The following is a 15,259-nucleotide window of genomic DNA, read 5'->3' as shown; positions in this document are numbered from 1 at the left end:
TCTCTGTGTCGTCGTCATGCGGTCTTCTTCATGCGGTGGTTTCTGCGGTGGTTCCTGCGGTGGTTCCTGCGGTGGTTTCTGCGGTGGTTTCTGCGGTCGTCGTCATGCGGTCGTCGTCGGCCGCTGTTCCCGCCGTGCGGCGGTGTCCTGGAGGGGCGCGGCGGGCGGGCGGCGCCGGGCCGGCAGGGCGCGCCGCACCGCGTGCCGGGTCCACGCGGCGGCCATCGCCGCGGCGGGACCCGGGTCGTCCGCGGCCCACCACGCGGCCTCGGTGCCGCCTCCGGCCGGCCCGCGGGCGACCGGGGCGCCGGCGGCGCGGGCGGTGCGGCGGCCGGTCCGGGCGGCGAGGGACCCGGCGAGCGAGAGCAGCGCGTAGTTCTCCACGACGAAGCTCCTCCCGTGGGCCGGGGCGAGGGGCGGCACCCTGCGCCCCGTCAGGTCCAGGTGCAGCGCCCGTACGACGTCGAGCCCCGCCCCGTCGGTGAACAGCCGGAACTGGGCGCCGGGCCGCGGGTTGAAGTCGAGCAGGTGGTACGCGCCGGTGCCGGGGTCGAGCCGGAAGTCCAGGTCGAGGATGCCCCGGTAGCCGAGCGCGGCGACGACACGGCGCGCCGCCGAGTCGACGGCCGGGTTGGGCAGCCACCTGCCGACCGCGGTGAGGCCCGCGTCGGCGGGCCAGGACCGCTCCTTGCGGCCGGTGGCGCCGGGGAAGCACGCCGGGCCGCGGCCCGCGTAGCCGTGGAAGAACCAGTCGAGGCCGCGGCCGGGCGGCAGGAACTCCTGCACCAGCAGGCGGCTGCCCGCGTCTGCGGCGCGCGCCTGGAGGTCGCGGGCCTCGCGCGCCGAGCGCAGCAGCCGGGTGGAGCGCAGGCCCGAGCCCTGCGGCAGCAGCCAGGGCCTGCTCCACTTGGCGACGGCGGGCAGCCCGAGGGACCAGGCGGCGGCCGCCGCCTCCGCCGGGGTGCAGGGCACGGCGGTGCGCGGGTGCGGCACGCCGAGTTCCGCGCAGACCGCGACGAGCTCGGCCTTGTCCGCGACCCGCCCGGCGAGCCCTGACGGCTGCTCAGGCAACAGGTAGCGGCCCGCGAGCGCGGTGCGCAGCGCGTCGGCCGCGATCGCGGTGACGTCGTCGAGCGGCACCAGGACCGCGGGCCTGCCCACGCGTTCCGAGACGGTGCGCAGCAGCCGCTGCACGCCGTCGAGGTCCGCCGTGCCGGGCGGTGCGACATGGGCGCGGGCCAGGTGGCGCGAGCGGGCGACCGGGCCGGCCGCCGCCCCGGTCACGGCGTGCACCTCGACGCCGGCGCGCCCCAGGGAGCGGACCGCGCCGAGGGTGCCGTGGTGGAAGGGGTTCCGGTCGAGCCGTACGAGTACGGCGGGTGTGCTGGTGTCAAAGGTCGGCAGCAAGGCGCCCCCTCCTTCTCTTTCCGATGGCCCATCAGAGGGATGAAATGCACGAACGGACCAGGAAAGGGCGGTACCGGATTCCCGTTCGGCGCAATAGAAATACTTTTGTTTTCAGCGTGGGCACGGACCGCCCGCGGCCACCGTAATGACATCGCACGCCGAGGAGCAGTCATGGCCCATTCGCGTCGCCGTATCGCGGTCACCTGTGCGGGCACCGCCGTGGCGGGACTCCTCGCCACCGCGGCGCTGCCCGCGCCCGGCTTCGCCGTGGAGCCGCGGCCCGCGGGCGCCGCGGACGCGGCGAAACCCCCGCCGGCCGCGCGGCCGGCGTTCGGCGCGTTCAGCGACTCCGACGCCCGGGGCGTGCAGGCGCTCGCCGCGATGCAGAGCTGGCTCGGCGGCACGGAGCTGCGGGTCGGCCACACCTATCTGCCGGGCGGATCCTGGTCGGACATCGAGGGACAGGTCGACTTCCTCCAGGACTGGGCGCGGTGGAAGCAGGCGAAGGCGGACCGGATGTTCGTCCTCAACGTCCCGATGCTCGACGACAACGAGGGCCACGTCCCCGACGCCCAGGTCGCCGACGAGCTGCGGCAGGGCGCGGCCGGCCGGTTCGACGCGCACTACAAGGCGCTGGGGCAGCGGCTCGTGGACCTCGGGGTGCCGGACACCGTGGTGGTGCTCGGCTGGGAGATGAACGGCACCACGTACACCGGCAGGTGCGGGCCCGACCCGGCCGCGTGGAAGGCGTACTGGAAGCGCGTGGTGGCCGCGATGCGGTCCGTGCCGGGGCAGAAGTTCCAGTTCGACTTCGCGCCGAGCCGCGGCAGGGACGCCGTGCCGTGGACCGAGTGCTACCCGGGCGACGACGTGGTCGACGTGATCGGCATGGACTCGTACGACCAGCCGCCCGGCACCACGTTCCAGCAGGAGGTCGACGAGCCGTACGGCCTGAAGGCGCACGTGGAATTCGCCGCCGCCCACAAGAAGCCGGTCTCGTACCCGGAGTGGGGGCTTTTCCGCAACGGCGACAATCCGCAGTACGTGGCGTCGATGCTGAAGTGGTTCGACACGTACAAGCCGCTCTACAACACGCTCACCGACTACTGCCCGCACGGCGTGCGGGAGTGCGGGGCGAATCCGAAGTCGGCGAAGGTGTTCAGGGACACGCTGTACGGGCGCGGCGCGAATCCGGTGGATCCGCCGACGGAGCCCACGCAGCCGCCGACCGAGCCGACGAAGCCGCCGGTCCCGCCGACGGATCCGACGAAGCCGCCGCAGCCGCCCGCCGACCAGGACTCGCCCGGCTGCACCGAGGTGCCGCTCGGCGACTGGATCGAGTCCTGGCTCGGCGGGAAGGTCTGCGTCCCGTCCGGCTGGTGGCACGCGTGGTACTGACCCGGCCGCGCTGACGAGCCCCTGCGGGGGTACCTGGCGGGTCATGCCCGCCCGGCGCCCCCGCCGCCCTTCGCCGCTTCGGCGCCCGCAGGCGTGCTGCTCGCCGCCGCGGTGGCGGGCGCGGAGCCGCGGGCCCGCCACCGCTTGACCGCGTGGGCCGCCGTGCGGCGTGCCGCCACGCCGGTGGCGAGCGCGGCGAGTGCGGGCCGCTGCGCGGGCGCCGCGAGCAGCAGCCGCTTGTTGCGCACGGGTTCGGGCCGCCAGTGGCCCTTGTACGCCTCGGTGCCGCGCAGCATGCTCAGCACGGCTCCTGGCGGCGTGCCGGGCCCGAAGTGCCCGGCACTGTTGCGCAGCAGCACCGCGGACACGTCGACCTTGCGGTCGCGCAGCGCGGGGTCGGCGCCGTACAGGTAGCCGCCCGCGAGGCGGGGCGAGAGCAGCGTCAGGTCGGAGACGACCAGCTCGCCGTCGAGCCGGAACTCCGTGACCCGGGCCTGGCCGCGCACGGTCATGGCCGTCACCGCGCGCGCGAGGTGCTCGGCGAACCTGGCGGTCAGGTGCTCGGGGTTGACGCCGCGGCCCGCCCACTGGCGGCGGTGCAGCCCGAGCAGCCGCCCGATGGCCGCGGGCACCTCCTCGACGGGCACGGGCCGCGCCTCGATGCCGAGCTTGTCGGCCTTGCGGAGCTTGGAGCGCACCCGCTGGCCGGTCTGCGAGGGCAGCCGCCCGATCAGGTCGGCGACGGGCGCGCCTGGCAGTTCGAGGCAGAGCGAGTCGGCGAGCTGGCGGCGCGGTCCCTGCCACTGGGCGAAGATCCGCTCGGCCGCGCCGCCAGGACGCACCTCGCGCAGGTCGAGCACGGCGCCGCGGGCCGCGCCGCGCAGCGCCTCGGCGAGCGCGTGCGCCGCCTGGTCGGGGCAGGAGTCGTCGAGCAGCACGTCGCAGAAGTCCGTGAGCGCGCCGCCGAGCGGCACCAGGACGGGGAACGGACGGTAGGTCAGCGCGAGCGGCGCGAGCGCGAGCAGCCGCCCGCCCTCGCCGCGCACGGCGGCGATCCGCAGCCGCCCCTCGGTGCCGTACGAGAGCCACCACGAGTACAGCCAGGCGTGGCTCTGGAAGGGCGTGGCGGTGCGGCAGCGCGCGAACAGCGCGTCCCACTCCCCGGCGAGCGCGGCGAAGTCGTCGGTGTCGCGGTGGACATGGACGGTGAGATCGGTGGCGCCCCGCTGTCCGGGCACGGTGGTGGCGGCCGTGCCCACGGGCTCAGCGGTGGCGGGTCCGGGGGCCGTCACACCGTTTCCGGCTGGGGCGTGTGGCCGCCCGCGTGCGCCGTCGCGGGCCCCGGCACCGGCGCGTACGTCTCGGGCGTGCCGCGCCGCCGCGGCCGTACGAGCAGGGCGAGCGCACCCAGCAGGCCGCCGGCGCAGCCGCCGACGAGCGCGGCGAGCGGGGTGGAGGGGGACGTGGGCGCGGTGGGTTTCACGGCCCGGGAGAACTGGAGGACCTTGACGTTGGTGTCGGTCTGGAGGTGGCCGCCGTCTGCGACGAGGGCGCGGGCCACGCCGTCCGCCATGTTCACCGCGGTGGTGGGGCTCGCGTCGGTGGCGGTCACGGAGATCATCGGCGCGTCGGGCGAGGTGGCCGTGGTGACGTGCTCCTTGAGTCGGGCGACCGGCACCCCGGCCCACACCTGCGCGTCGCCGAGGACCGCGACCTGCGAGGCGACCCGGCCGTACGCGGTGGCGAAGCCGAGCGCGGCCGTGGGGTCCGACGCGTCGGTGGGCACGACGAGGACATAGCTCGTCGCGCTGTACTCGGGCGTGCTGACGGCCCCGTAGACGCTGCCCGCCGCGACGCCGAGGACGGCGGCCGCGGGGACGACGGTCCACAGCGGCACCCTCCGCAGCCGGTCGAGGAGGGCGGGCCGCGCGGGCTTCTCCGGTGTCTTCTCGGTCATGATCGGTCACTCGCTCCTCGTGTGGCGATGGTGTAGACGGCCATCAGCCGCTCGGCACTGTGCGCGATGTCGTAGTGGTGTGCGGCGCGCGGCGCGGGCAGCCTCTCCTGCCGTCCGGCGGCGAACCGCTGCTGGTGGTCGCGGAGTTCGGCGGTCAGCTCCGGCACGGAGCCGGAGATCTGCCGGGCGCCCGGCGCCGCCTGGGTCGGCAGGTCGTGCAGGGCGGGGCAGGTGACGTGCAGTACCGGGAGCCCCGCGGCGAGAGCCTCCACGACGGCGAGTCCGAACGCCTCGTCGGGCGACGGCGAGACGAACACGTCCATCGCGGAGAGCAGCGCGGGCAGCGACAGCGCGGACGGCGCGGACGGCGGATCCTCGCAGGCGCCCGTGAGCACCAGACGGTCCGCGGCGCCGCGCCGCCGCGCGACGCTCAGCAGCGCGTCGCGCTCGGGCCCCTCGCCGACCAGCAGCAGCCGCGCGCCCGGCAGGTCGGCGACGGCCCGTACGAGGGTGTCGAAGCGCTTGCCTCGGGTGAGGCGCCCGACGCCGCCGACGACGAAGGCGTCCGGCGGCAGCCCGAGCCGCTCGCGGGTGGCGCGGCGCGCCGTCTCGTCGTAGCCGAAGCGCGCGGCCTCGATGCCGTTGGGCACGACGTGGATGCGGTCGTGCCGCACGCCCCAGCGCTCAAGGCGGCGGGCGACGGTGTCGGAGACGGCGACGGTCGCGGAGCCGAGGCGCTCGCCCGCGAGGTAGAGCGCACGGGCGCCCGCCGACAGCGGGCGACCCTCGATCTGCCGGGCGCCCAGGGAGTGCTCGGTCGCGACGACGGCGCGCACCCCGGCGAGGCGGGCGGCGAACCTCCCGTACACGCAGGCGCGGTAGAGGTGCGTGTGGACCAGGTCGTACCTGCCGCGGCCGATGAGCCCGGTGAGCCTGGGCAGGGCCGCGAGGTCGCGGTTGCCTGTCATACCGAGGTGGCGCACCCGGACGCCGTCGGCGGCGATCCCGGCGGCGACGGCGCCCGGGTTGGTGAGCGTGACCACGTCGTGGTCGGTGGGCAGGTGCCGCAGCAGCAGCCGCAGTTGCTGCTCCGCGCCGCCGATGCCGAGGCCGGTGATGACATGGAGGACCCTCACGGCGCGGCCCCTTCTCGCGTGGTGGGCTGCGGTCCCGCGTGCTCGGCGTACTCCTCTTCGGGGTAGGGCCCGTAGGGGACGGGCTCGCGGCGCCTGCCGTGCAGCGCCCGCTTGAGGAAGAGGCGCGCGCCGGTGTCCCGCTGGCCGACGTGCACGCGCGGCAGGGCGAAGAGGCCGGTGAGCGGACCGGGGTCGATGGCGACCGCGTACCGGTAGCCGGCGGCGCGCACGGCGGCGACGGCGCGCTGGTCGACGGCGCCGTACGGGTAGCAGAAGCCGGTCACGTCGCCGCCGGTGATCTCCCGCAGCAGGGCGCGGCTGCGCGCGGTCTCCGCGGCGAGCAGCTCGGCACCGACGGCGCTCCGGTCGGTGAGGTCGGTGTGGAGCAGGCCGTGCGAGCCGATCTCCATCCCCGCGCCGGCCGCGGCCCTGATGCCGTCCTCGGTCAGCAGCGGCTTGCGGGGGCCGAGCGGGTCCCACGCGTTGGTGCCGCCGAGCCGCCCCGGCAGGACGTAGACGGTGGCGGTGAAGCCGTACCGCAGCAGCGCGGGCAGCGCGTGCTCGGTGAAGTCGGCGTAGCCGTCGTCGAAGGTGAGGCCGACGAGCCCGGCCGCGGTGCCCGCGGCGCGGGCCCGCAGCAGGTGCTCCATGGACACGCCGGTCAGGCCGCGCCTGCGCAGGAAGCGCAGCTGGCGGTCGAGGCGCCCCGGCGAGACGGTGACGCGGTACGGGTCGTCGGCGGGATCGGCGACCGAGTGGTACATGGCTGCCCACAGGGGACCTGCGGACGGGCTGTCAGCGGGCATCGGGGAGCTTTCGTGTGAGGGTGCGTGCGGTACGGGGCAGGGCGGCGAGCACGGCGCCGGCGCCGGGCGCGCGCAGGGCGGCCGCGACGGCGAGGAAGACGGCGGCGACGGCGAGCGAGCCGGCGGCGGTGGCGAGGTACGGGTCGGGCAGGGCGCCCGCGCACAGCCGCCCCGCCGCGGTGGCGGCGAGGGCGGCGGCGGTGAGCTTGCCGAGCCCGGCCGCGACGTGCGGGACGCGGACGGGCACGCTGCGCCCGCCGAGCCCGGTGAGCAGCAGGACGGCGGTGAGGCTGATGCCGAGCGCGTTGGCCACCGCGATGCCGAGGACGCCCCACACCCGCACCAGGGCGGCGCCCGACGCGGTGGTCAGAGCGAGGCCGCCGAGCATGGCGAGCGCCGGGTACCACAGCGGGCGGGCGGCGGAGAAGTAGCAGCGCACGAGGGCGCCGACGAGGGTCTGGCCGAGCAGTCCGAGCGCGTACACCCGCATCACGGACGCGGTGGCCGCGGTGTCCGCGGCGTCGAACGCGCCGCGCTGGAAGAGGATGTGCACGATCTGCGGGGCGCAGGCGGTGACCAGCGCGGTGCCGAGGAGCACCACGACCGCGGCGGTCGCGAGGTCGCGCTCGACGCGGCGGCGCGCGGTCTCCGTGTCGCCCGCGCCCATCGCGCGCGCGACCACGGGGAAGGTGACGGTGCACAGCATCAGTGACAGCGTCATCGGCAACTGCGCCACTTTCTGGGCGTAGTTGAGGTGCGAGATGGCCCCTGCGGGCAGCGGCGCGGCGAGGAAGCGCTCCACGAGGACCTGCGCCTGGCGGCTGAGCGCGAAGACGATGACGGGCGCGACGAGCGCGACGCCGACGCCGGGCACCCGGGCGCCCGGCAGCGCGGGGCCCGCGGCCCGCACCCTGCGCCACAGCGAGGGCGCCTGGATCGCGGCCATACAGGCGCCGCCCACGGCGACGCCGATCGCGGCGGCCCGCACGCCGAGGCCGCCGGGCAGCAGCACCATCGTGACGACGATGCCGGTGTTGTAGGCGACGTAGATCGCGGCGGGCGCGAGGAAGCGGGAGTGCGCGCGCAGGGCGGCGCTGAAGTAGCCGACGAGTCCGAAGCTGAAGACGCAGGTCGCGGTGGCGCGCGTGCAGTCCACGGCCAGCGCGTGGTCGGGCAGCCCGGGGGCGAGCGCGTCCACCACCCAGGGCGCCCCCGCGATCACCAGCAGCGCGACGCAGCCGAGGAGGCCGCACAGCGCGGGCAGCGTCCTGCGCAGCAGCGCCCGCACGGAGCCGCGGGCGACGGCGAGGCTGAAGGCGGGCACCAGGATCAGCGCCATCGCGTCCTCGATCAGCAGCGTGGAGGACACCTCGGGCACGGTCCACGACACGAGGAACGCGTCGCTCTCCGCGCCCGCGCCGAAGAGGTGCGCGATGACCTGGTCCCTTACCAGCCCCAGCAGCGCTCCCAGCGCGGTCAGCACGGCGGTGACCAGCGCGGCCCGCCCGAACCGCCGCCCGCCCCCGCCCTCTTCACGGACGGCAGCGGCCTCGCCCGCGGGCGCGCTCGCCTAGGCGGGCGCGGTGGCGCCCGCCGCGGCGAGCGCCGTCTCCGGGCCGGGCGCGCTCCCCGGGCCGGGCGCCGTCTCGCGCGCGGGCGCGGACGAGGCGCTGGGCGCGGGCGCGGGTACGGCGTGTGCGGGTACCGCGTCCGCGGGCTGGGGGCTCGGGGCCGCCGTGTCCTTCATCGGCGCGGCGCCTCCCCCGGTGCGGTGCCGTGCGCGCCGCGGCCCAGCGCCCAGGCGGCCGTCAGGCCGAGCATCACGGCCGTCAGGACCGTGGAGGGGCCGCCGATGTCGGCGTAGGCGAAGTCGATGAGCTGCCACACCAGCAGCCCGCACACCAGCACGGCGGCGCCCGCCCCGCGCCCGGCGCGGCGGGCGCGGGGCAGCCCGCGCAGCGCGCACACCAGGACCGCGAGCCAGCTGCCGACGAGCGCGACCAACCCGACGAGGCCCTGCTCGCTGAGGACCAGCAGGTACATGTTGTGCGGCGAGAGCAGCGGCTGCCGCTGGAAGCCCGCGCCCGCGCCGTCGGTGTCGCTGCCGGAGGAGAGCGCGAGCGAGGCGTGCGCGTCGCGGTGCGCGGGGAACCCCTTGAGCCCGACGCCCGTCACCGGGTCCTCGCGCCACATGTCCACCGCGGCCGCCCACATCGTGTACCGGTCCGTGACGGACTGGTCGGGGTCGTCGGTGACCTGGGTGATCGAGTCGAGCCGCTGGGAGACCAGCTGCGAGCCGACGCCCGCGCCACCGATCAGCACCACCCCGAGCGCCCCCGCGACCAGCGCGGCGACCAGCGCCCGCCGCACGCCCGTGGCCAGCAGCATCAGCACGAGCACCACCGCCGTGGCGATCCACGCGCCACGGCTGAACGACAGCAGCAGCGGCACACCGAGCAGCGCGGCGCAGGCCAGGGCGGCGCCCCGGCGGCGCGCGGCGTTGCCGCCGTCCAGCGCGTACCCGACCGCGATGATCAGGCCGTACGAGACGACGGTCGCCATGCCCATCACGTCGGTCGCGCCGAAGGTGCCGACCGCTCGGATGTCCTTGCCCTCGTACGACGCGCCGGTGGCCGTCGCGTACTGCACGACGCCGACCGCGCCCTCCACCAGGGCGAGGGCGACGAGCCCGCCCGCGACCACGCCGAAGTCCCGCCGGTCGCGCACGAGCAGCACGAGCGAGGCCGGTACGAGGACGAAGACCTGGAGGTAGCGGGGGACCCCGGCGAGGCTGAACGCCGGGTCCTGGGAGGTGATCGCGGCGAGCGCGACGCCGACCACCGGCGCGCCGAGCACGAAGGCCGCCGTCCTGCTCAGGGGGCGCTCGCGCCGGCGCAGCAGCCGCCCGGCGCAGAACAGCACCAGCACGCCGGACGCCGCGTCGGCGACCGTGCCGGTGCCCTCGGCCACGCCGCCGCCCGGCGGTGCGGGCGCGGCGAGCAGCGCGAGCACGGCGAGCACGGGGAGCAAGTGCGCGGGGCGCCGCCACCGGGCGGGCGTGCGGGGCGCCGCCGGTTCGACCGGGGGCGCGAGCGCTGGCGCGGGCGCCGTCACGGGCGCCGGCGCGCTCATCAGCTGCCCGCCGGGCGGACGAGCGAGAGCGCCGTGCGCACCAGGATGCAGACGTCCTGCCACAGCGACCAGTGGTCGATGTAGTGGTTGTCGAAGCGCGAGCGGTCCTCGATGGACGTGTCGCCGCGCAGCCCGTGCACCTGGGCGAGCCCGGTGATGCCGACCGGCATCCGGTGGCGTGCCGCGTAGCCGGGCAGCGTCTTGCTGAAGTTGGCCACGAAGTGCGGGCGTTCGGGTCTCGGCCCGACGAGGCTCATGTCGCCGCGCAGCACGTTCCACAGCTGCGGCAGCTCGTCAAGCGAGGTCCTGCGCAGGATGTTGCCGACGGTGCTCATCCGGTGGTCGCCCGCGATGTTCCAGCGGGTGGCCGCCTCGTGCTCGTCGGCCGGCCGCAGCGTACGGAACTTCAGCAGCGTGAACAGGCGGCCGTCCTGCCCCACCCGCTCCTGTCTGAACAGCACGCCCGGGCCGTCGAGCAGCCGTACGGCGAGGGCGCAGCCGAGCAGCACGGGCGCGAGCGCGACCAGCGCGGGCGCGGCGACCGCGATGTCGAGGAGCCGCTTGGCGCGGCTGCCGCGCGGGGCGGGCGCGGGGTCGTCGATCCGGCGGATCGCGAAGCCCCACAGGTGGTCGGTCATCCGGGGGCGCACGGCCGCCGGCGCCCATCCGCCGTCGCCGACCCAGAGCACGCCGCAGCCGTACGCCCGTACCAGCGCGAGGAGTTCGGCGGGCGCCGGACCCGCGGCCGAGGACTCGGCCGGGGCCGCGAAGACGTCGGGGCCGACGAAGACGGCCTCCTGCACGCCGTTCTGGACGACGGCCCTGTGCACCTCCTCCGCGGTGGCGAGCACCGGCAGCGGCCCGCCGGGCCCGGCCGCGTCGGCGGGCGTGCCGCAGGCGACGCCCACGGGCCGCAGCCCGTACTCGGGGTGCTGGGCGAGCAGCGCGCAGACGGCGCGCGCCCGCGCGCCGGTACCGACGACGAGCGTGGAGCGCGCCCGGGTCCTCGCGCGGGCGCGGGCCCGCGCGTGGACTGCGGCGCGCCCTGCGCACGCGGTGACGAGCTGTGCGCAGGCGCCCACGGCGAGGACCGCGGGCGCGCACACCTCGGCGCCCGGGAAGACCGCCTCGCACACGGCGGCGGCCACGCACCAGGCGATGCCGACCCGCGCGGCGAGCGCGGGCAGCCGGTCGAGGACCGCGGGGTTGAGGGGTGGCTCGTAGAGCCCGCCGTACGCATTGAGCGCCGTCACGCAGGCGGCGAGCAGCACCCCGAGCGCGGCGTCGGCGGCGCCGGGCACCCCGCCGCCGCGCACGGCGGCGAGCCCGGCGAGCACTCCCGCCAGATCGGCGCCTGCGGCCGGCAGCGCCCGCAGCACGGCCGCCCCCGCGTGCCCGCGCCTGGCGGGCGGGGCGAGCCGCCGCGCCGGGTCCAGGCGGCGGGGCGCGAGGTCGCGCGCGCGGCCTCTCGGCGGGGCGGCGACGACGCCGCGGTCCGCGGTGGTCCCGGAGCGGCGCGCGGGCCCCGAGGGCGAGGGAACACTGGTGCTTTCCGTGCTCACTGGGGGATCGGCTCCCTGCGGTCAGGGTGCGGCGCGCCCGCGGCCTCGCGGTAGACATCCGCGATGGCCTCTGCGGTCAGCCGCACGTCGAAGGTGCTCAGGACGTGGTCGTGGGCCCGGCGGCCGAGCGCGGCGCACCGCGCCGGGTCGCGCAGCAGCGCCACAGCGGCCGCGGCGAGCGCGGCGGGGTCCTCCGGGGGCACGAGGCACGCGTCGGCGTGTCCCGGCGGGAGGCTCTCGCGGGCGCCGTCCACGTCGGTGACGACGACGGGCCGCCCGCAGGCCATGGCTTCGAGCGGGGAGAGCGCCATGCCCTCCCAGCGGGACGGCAGGACCACCAGATCGGCAGCGCGGTACCAGCGCGCGGTGTCGGCGACGGCGCCCGCGAAGAGGACGGACGGCGGGGCCGCGGCCCGCAGCGCGGCGCCGTCGGGTCCCTCGCCGACGAGCACGAGGCGGGCGCCCCGCACCTCACGGGCGACGGCATCCCAGGCGCGCAGCAGCACGTCCTGCCCCTTCTGGCGGCAGAGCCTGCCGACGCACACCACGACGGGGGCGGCCACGCCGTCCCGGCCCGCGTCGAGGCCGAGACCGCCGGGGCCGGGCCCGGCGAGGGGCGGCGGCGCGCCGCCGCCCGGTGGCGCCTGCGGGGTGAAGCGCCGGGTGTCCACGCCGTTGCGGACCACGTGGAACCTGCCGCGCACCCCGGCGCGCACGCCGGTGGCGCGCTCGGCCTCGCTGACGCAGACGACGGCGTCGCTCCACCGGGCGGCCCACCGCTCCCAGCCGCGGGCGGCGCGCGCCAGGGCGCCGTCCGCGGCCTCGAAGGACCAGGCGTGCGGCTGGAAGACGGTGGGGACCCGGCCGCGTGCGGCGAGCCGCCCCGCGAGCCCGGCCTTGGCGCTGTGCGCGTGCAGGACGTCGGGGCGTACGGCGTCGAGGACGCGGGCCGCGGCGCGCACCTCGCCGGGCAGCGAGGGCCCCGGCTCCCTGGTGGCGGCCCAGGGCAGCACCTCGGCGCCCGCGCGGGCCGCGGCGGGCGCGAGGGTGCTCCCGGGCGGGCAGGCGACGACGACGCGGAGCCCCGCCGCGGTCTGCGCGGCGGCGAGGTCGGCGACCACGCGCGGGACACCGCCGTCGAGGGGCTGGACGAGATGGAGTGCGGTGAAGCCGGTCCCGGCCCCGGAGCTGCCCGACGTCACGCGCACGTCATTCCACTTCTTTCCACTCGTGGGCGGGAAAGCCTTCGCGGTCACCTCTGCCGAGGCGCGGGATTCCGGTCACCCCCCGGTTGCCGCCCGTACGAAGAACGCACCGGCTCGAACGGGGTAACGCCCAGCGTCCAATCGAACGCAAAAAGGTTCTGCCACCCCGGTTGAAGGGGTTCTGGAATCGAACGCATCTGACCCTCCGCCACGATTGTTCGCATTAAAGGGTTGTCTCTTGATCTGGACGTCGCGGGGCAGGGTTGTCGGCGTGATCCGCGTCTGCACAGAAACCTCCCGCCAGAGGGCCGGACAGCTGGCCGGACAGAGATCCGGCCCGAACCGATAGGCACCTTTACAGAGCGGATGGTGAAAGTGCCGGAGGCACGCTGGCGCGCCCCGGCCGCCGGGGCCGCGGCCAGGGAGAAGAGATCAGGCTTCACTCATTCGGGGCAGCAACCGATCGGACCCCCGCGCGTTGATCGCTACGTCGGGCATTCACGTCCGGCGATTCGTTTGTTTGTTGTCACACCGAGGAGCCTCATCCCCATGTCGCGTATCGCGAAGGCTGTTGTTCTGTCCACCACGGCGGTCGCCGCTGTCGCCGGCGCGTCCGGTGCCGCGTTCGCCGACGCCGGCGCGGGTGCCGCGGCCATCGGTTCCCCCGGTGTCGCCTCCGGCAACGCCATCCAGGTGCCGGTCCACGTCCCGGTCAACGTCTGCGGCAACACCATCGACATCATCGGTCTGCTGAACCCCTCGTTCGGCAACACCTGCGTCAACGCCTGAGGCGTCGCGCCCCCTGGCACGAGGAAGCCGTCCCGCCGTCCCGGCGGGGCGGCTTTCGCCGTGTCCGGCCCGGGACCGCGCCAGGCGGCGGTACCGGTTGCGCCGCACGGGGCGGCGTCACCCACCCGTTCGGACCGGGCGCATTGCGGGCCCCACCCGCGGAACCGACCGTGAGGTGGATCCCCCCTCGCCCCGAGCGCCCCGAAAGGACCCCCGTACGATGCGTCCCCACCTCCCCCTGAGCGCGGCAGCCGCCGTCGCCTGCGCAGCCCTCGCCCTCGGCACCGCGGGCCCCGCTGCCGCCGCCTCGACCACCCCGGCGGGAGGCGCCCGCACCGCGCACTCCGCGCCCGCGCCCGACGCGGCGACGCTCGCCCGGCAGATCTCCACGCTGCGCGGCGTCGGCGGCGTGCTCACCCCCGTCACCGACCTGCTGACCGCCGCGCTCAAGACCGGCCACGGGAGCCTCTCCGCCGCCGACGCGGACCGGCTCTCCGCCGCGGCCCGGAAGGCGATCGCCGCGGCGCGGCCCGCCGCGGCCCCGGGAGCCGCCCGTACCGCCGCGCCCGCAGGGACCCTCGACGCAGCGCTCACCGCGCTCGACACGTCGGTGGACGCGCTCACCGCCGCGGCGCGCACGGGCACCGCCCAGTCCGCCCAGAAGACCCGCACGGCCGTGGGCGACACCGTGACCCAGCTGGTCAACGTGGTCGTGGCCAACGTGCTCGGCGGCGGGCTGCCGGAGCCGGACCTGCCGGGCCTGCCCGAGCTCCCGAGTCTGCCCGCGGCCCCCGGCGGCCAGGAGCCCGAGACCTCCACGCTGCCGGCCTCGACCCAGGTGACGACGCTGCCCGCGTTCGCCCACCCCGGCCTGACGAACCTCTCGGACCTCACCGACTGACGGCCGCGCACCCCGTGCCCACAGGGCCGGCCCCGGCGGATCGCGCCGCGGCCGGCCCGCCGCGCGCCCAACGACAGCGCGGCGGTTTCGATACGTGCTTCGGCGCACTGCCAGGCGTACGAGTGGCACCTGCGGAATTCGCGGACGTGCGAGTTTCCCCTGGCGGCGGGGGCTCGTTAGGGATATCGCAGTCCACGCGAAAGAAGGTTCACACCATGAAGTCCACGAAGGTTGCCGCGATCGTCGCCGGTTCCCTGGTCGCCCTCGGTACGGCCGCCCCGGCCTTCGCCGACGGCCTCACCCCCACCAGCCTGAACGGCGGCATCGACTCGATCGCGGCCAACGGCCTGCGCGACGGTTCGCCGATCAGCACCAACGCCCTCGACCCGTCGAACAAGGGCTCGCTGGTCAACGCCGTGAACAACACGGCGCAGAGCCTCAGCAAGGCGAAGCCCGCCCAGAGCGCGCAGGCCCCGTCGAAGGAGTCCGTCAAGCACCAGGGCCCCTCCGACCCGGTCGGCCAGCTCCTCGGCGGCCTCCCGCTCGGCGGCTGAACCGGTCCCGCACCGGGGTGCGGCACCCCGCGATTACGCCAGGCGGAGGAGTTTCCGTACGCGGCCGGGTCGGTCGGAACACCGGCTCAAGCTCGTACATAAACTGACAAAACGTCGAGGAAAGGTAATCGCATGAACGGCATCAAGAAGGCAGCTCTCGTCGTCGCGGCCGCCGGCATCGCGGCGGGTGCCGCCGCCGGTACCGCCGCGGCCGACTCGGGCGCGGGCGCCGCGGCCATCGGCTCGCCGGGCGTCCTGTCCGGCAACATCGCCCAGGTCCCGGTGCACGTCCCGGTCAACGTGAGCGGCAACAGCGCCAACCTGATCGGCGCGCTGAACCCGGCGTTCGGCAACCAGGCGGCGAACGGCTGACCCAGGGCGGATCCCTCCCTCCTCGGGAACCTCCCTGCGG

At 76.2% G+C, this 15,259-nt stretch carries 15 protein-coding genes; 5 read left to right on the top strand and 10 right to left on the bottom strand.

What is annotated here, in order from left to right; all coding sequences use genetic code 11:
• Nucleotides 1-102: 102 nt before the first annotated feature.
• A complete protein-coding gene (locus ABEA77_RS09025) occupies nucleotides 103-1,407 on the bottom strand; it encodes a carboxylate--amine ligase (protein ID WP_425588238.1) in 1,305 nt (434 codons plus the stop codon).
• 171 nt (nucleotides 1,408-1,578) lie between these two features.
• Between ABEA77_RS09025 and ABEA77_RS09020 the strand changes: the two genes are divergently transcribed.
• Complete coding sequence (locus ABEA77_RS09020; RefSeq protein ID WP_345643659.1) at nucleotides 1,579-2,805, top strand: glycoside hydrolase family 26 protein; 1,227 nt, start codon at nucleotides 1,579-1,581, stop codon at nucleotides 2,803-2,805.
• 41 nt (nucleotides 2,806-2,846) lie between these two features.
• Here ABEA77_RS09020 and ABEA77_RS09015 read toward each other — a convergent pair whose 3' ends face one another.
• The 9 genes from ABEA77_RS09015 to ABEA77_RS08975 form a co-directional block, all read right to left on the bottom strand.
• Entirely contained in the window at nucleotides 2,847-4,097 is a 1,251-nt protein-coding gene (locus ABEA77_RS09015; protein ID WP_425588237.1) for a GNAT family N-acetyltransferase, read from the bottom strand.
• Entirely contained in the window at nucleotides 4,094-4,762 is a 669-nt protein-coding gene (locus ABEA77_RS09010; protein WP_345643657.1) for a YveK family protein, read from the bottom strand. Before ABEA77_RS09010 ends, ABEA77_RS09015 begins: the two co-directional genes overlap by 4 nt.
• Complete coding sequence (locus ABEA77_RS09005; protein ID WP_345643654.1) at nucleotides 4,759-5,898, bottom strand: glycosyltransferase; 1,140 nt, start codon at nucleotides 5,896-5,898, stop codon at nucleotides 4,759-4,761. Before ABEA77_RS09005 ends, ABEA77_RS09010 begins: the two co-directional genes overlap by 4 nt.
• Nucleotides 5,895-6,704, bottom strand: coding sequence for a polysaccharide deacetylase family protein (locus ABEA77_RS09000; RefSeq protein ID WP_345643651.1), 810 nt, complete (start codon nucleotides 6,702-6,704; stop codon nucleotides 5,895-5,897). The genes ABEA77_RS09005 and ABEA77_RS09000 overlap by 4 nt, the downstream gene beginning before the upstream one ends.
• A complete protein-coding gene (locus tag ABEA77_RS08995; protein ID WP_345643648.1) occupies nucleotides 6,694-8,187 on the bottom strand; it encodes a lipid II flippase MurJ in 1,494 nt (497 codons plus the stop codon). Before ABEA77_RS08995 ends, ABEA77_RS09000 begins: the two co-directional genes overlap by 11 nt.
• An 87-nt stretch (nucleotides 8,188-8,274) precedes the next feature.
• Entirely contained in the window at nucleotides 8,275-8,451 is a 177-nt protein-coding gene (locus ABEA77_RS08990; RefSeq protein ID WP_345643643.1) for a hypothetical protein, read from the bottom strand.
• Nucleotides 8,448-9,836 carry an O-antigen ligase family protein gene (locus ABEA77_RS08985; RefSeq protein ID WP_425588236.1) on the bottom strand — a complete coding sequence of 463 codons (1,389 nt, stop codon included), beginning with the start codon at nucleotides 9,834-9,836 and terminating at the stop codon, nucleotides 8,448-8,450. The genes ABEA77_RS08990 and ABEA77_RS08985 overlap by 4 nt, the downstream gene beginning before the upstream one ends.
• Nucleotides 9,836-11,398 (bottom strand): sugar transferase, encoded by a 1,563-nt coding sequence (locus ABEA77_RS08980; RefSeq protein WP_345643640.1) that lies wholly within the window; start codon nucleotides 11,396-11,398, stop codon nucleotides 9,836-9,838. Before ABEA77_RS08980 ends, ABEA77_RS08985 begins: the two co-directional genes overlap by 1 nt.
• Entirely contained in the window at nucleotides 11,395-12,600 is a 1,206-nt protein-coding gene (locus ABEA77_RS08975) for a glycosyltransferase family 4 protein (RefSeq protein WP_345643638.1), read from the bottom strand. Before ABEA77_RS08975 ends, ABEA77_RS08980 begins: the two co-directional genes overlap by 4 nt.
• A 552-nt stretch (nucleotides 12,601-13,152) precedes the next feature.
• On the opposite strand from ABEA77_RS08975, the gene ABEA77_RS08970 reads away from it, so the two are divergent.
• From ABEA77_RS08970 to ABEA77_RS08955, 4 genes are all read left to right on the top strand, one after another.
• A complete protein-coding gene (locus ABEA77_RS08970) occupies nucleotides 13,153-13,392 on the top strand; it encodes a chaplin (protein ID WP_345643635.1) in 240 nt (79 codons plus the stop codon).
• A 220-nt stretch (nucleotides 13,393-13,612) separates the two neighbouring features.
• Complete coding sequence (locus ABEA77_RS08965; protein WP_345643632.1) at nucleotides 13,613-14,293, top strand: hypothetical protein; 681 nt, start codon at nucleotides 13,613-13,615, stop codon at nucleotides 14,291-14,293.
• Nucleotides 14,294-14,508: 215 nt separating this feature from the next.
• The gene (locus ABEA77_RS08960; protein WP_345643629.1) at nucleotides 14,509-14,847 is read left to right on the top strand and encodes a hypothetical protein; all 339 of its coding nucleotides are present in this window, start codon (nucleotides 14,509-14,511) and stop codon (nucleotides 14,845-14,847) included.
• Between the two features lie 132 nt (nucleotides 14,848-14,979).
• Entirely contained in the window at nucleotides 14,980-15,219 is a 240-nt protein-coding gene (locus tag ABEA77_RS08955) for a chaplin (protein ID WP_345643626.1), read from the top strand.
• Nucleotides 15,220-15,259: the final 40 nt, after the last annotated feature.

This window comes from Streptomyces tremellae (genome assembly GCF_039540215.1).
Classification (GTDB): domain Bacteria; phylum Actinomycetota; class Actinomycetes; order Streptomycetales; family Streptomycetaceae; genus Streptomyces; species Streptomyces tremellae.
The sequence above is the reverse complement of the archived record's forward strand: the minus strand, read 5'-3'. Positions and strand labels throughout refer to the sequence as shown.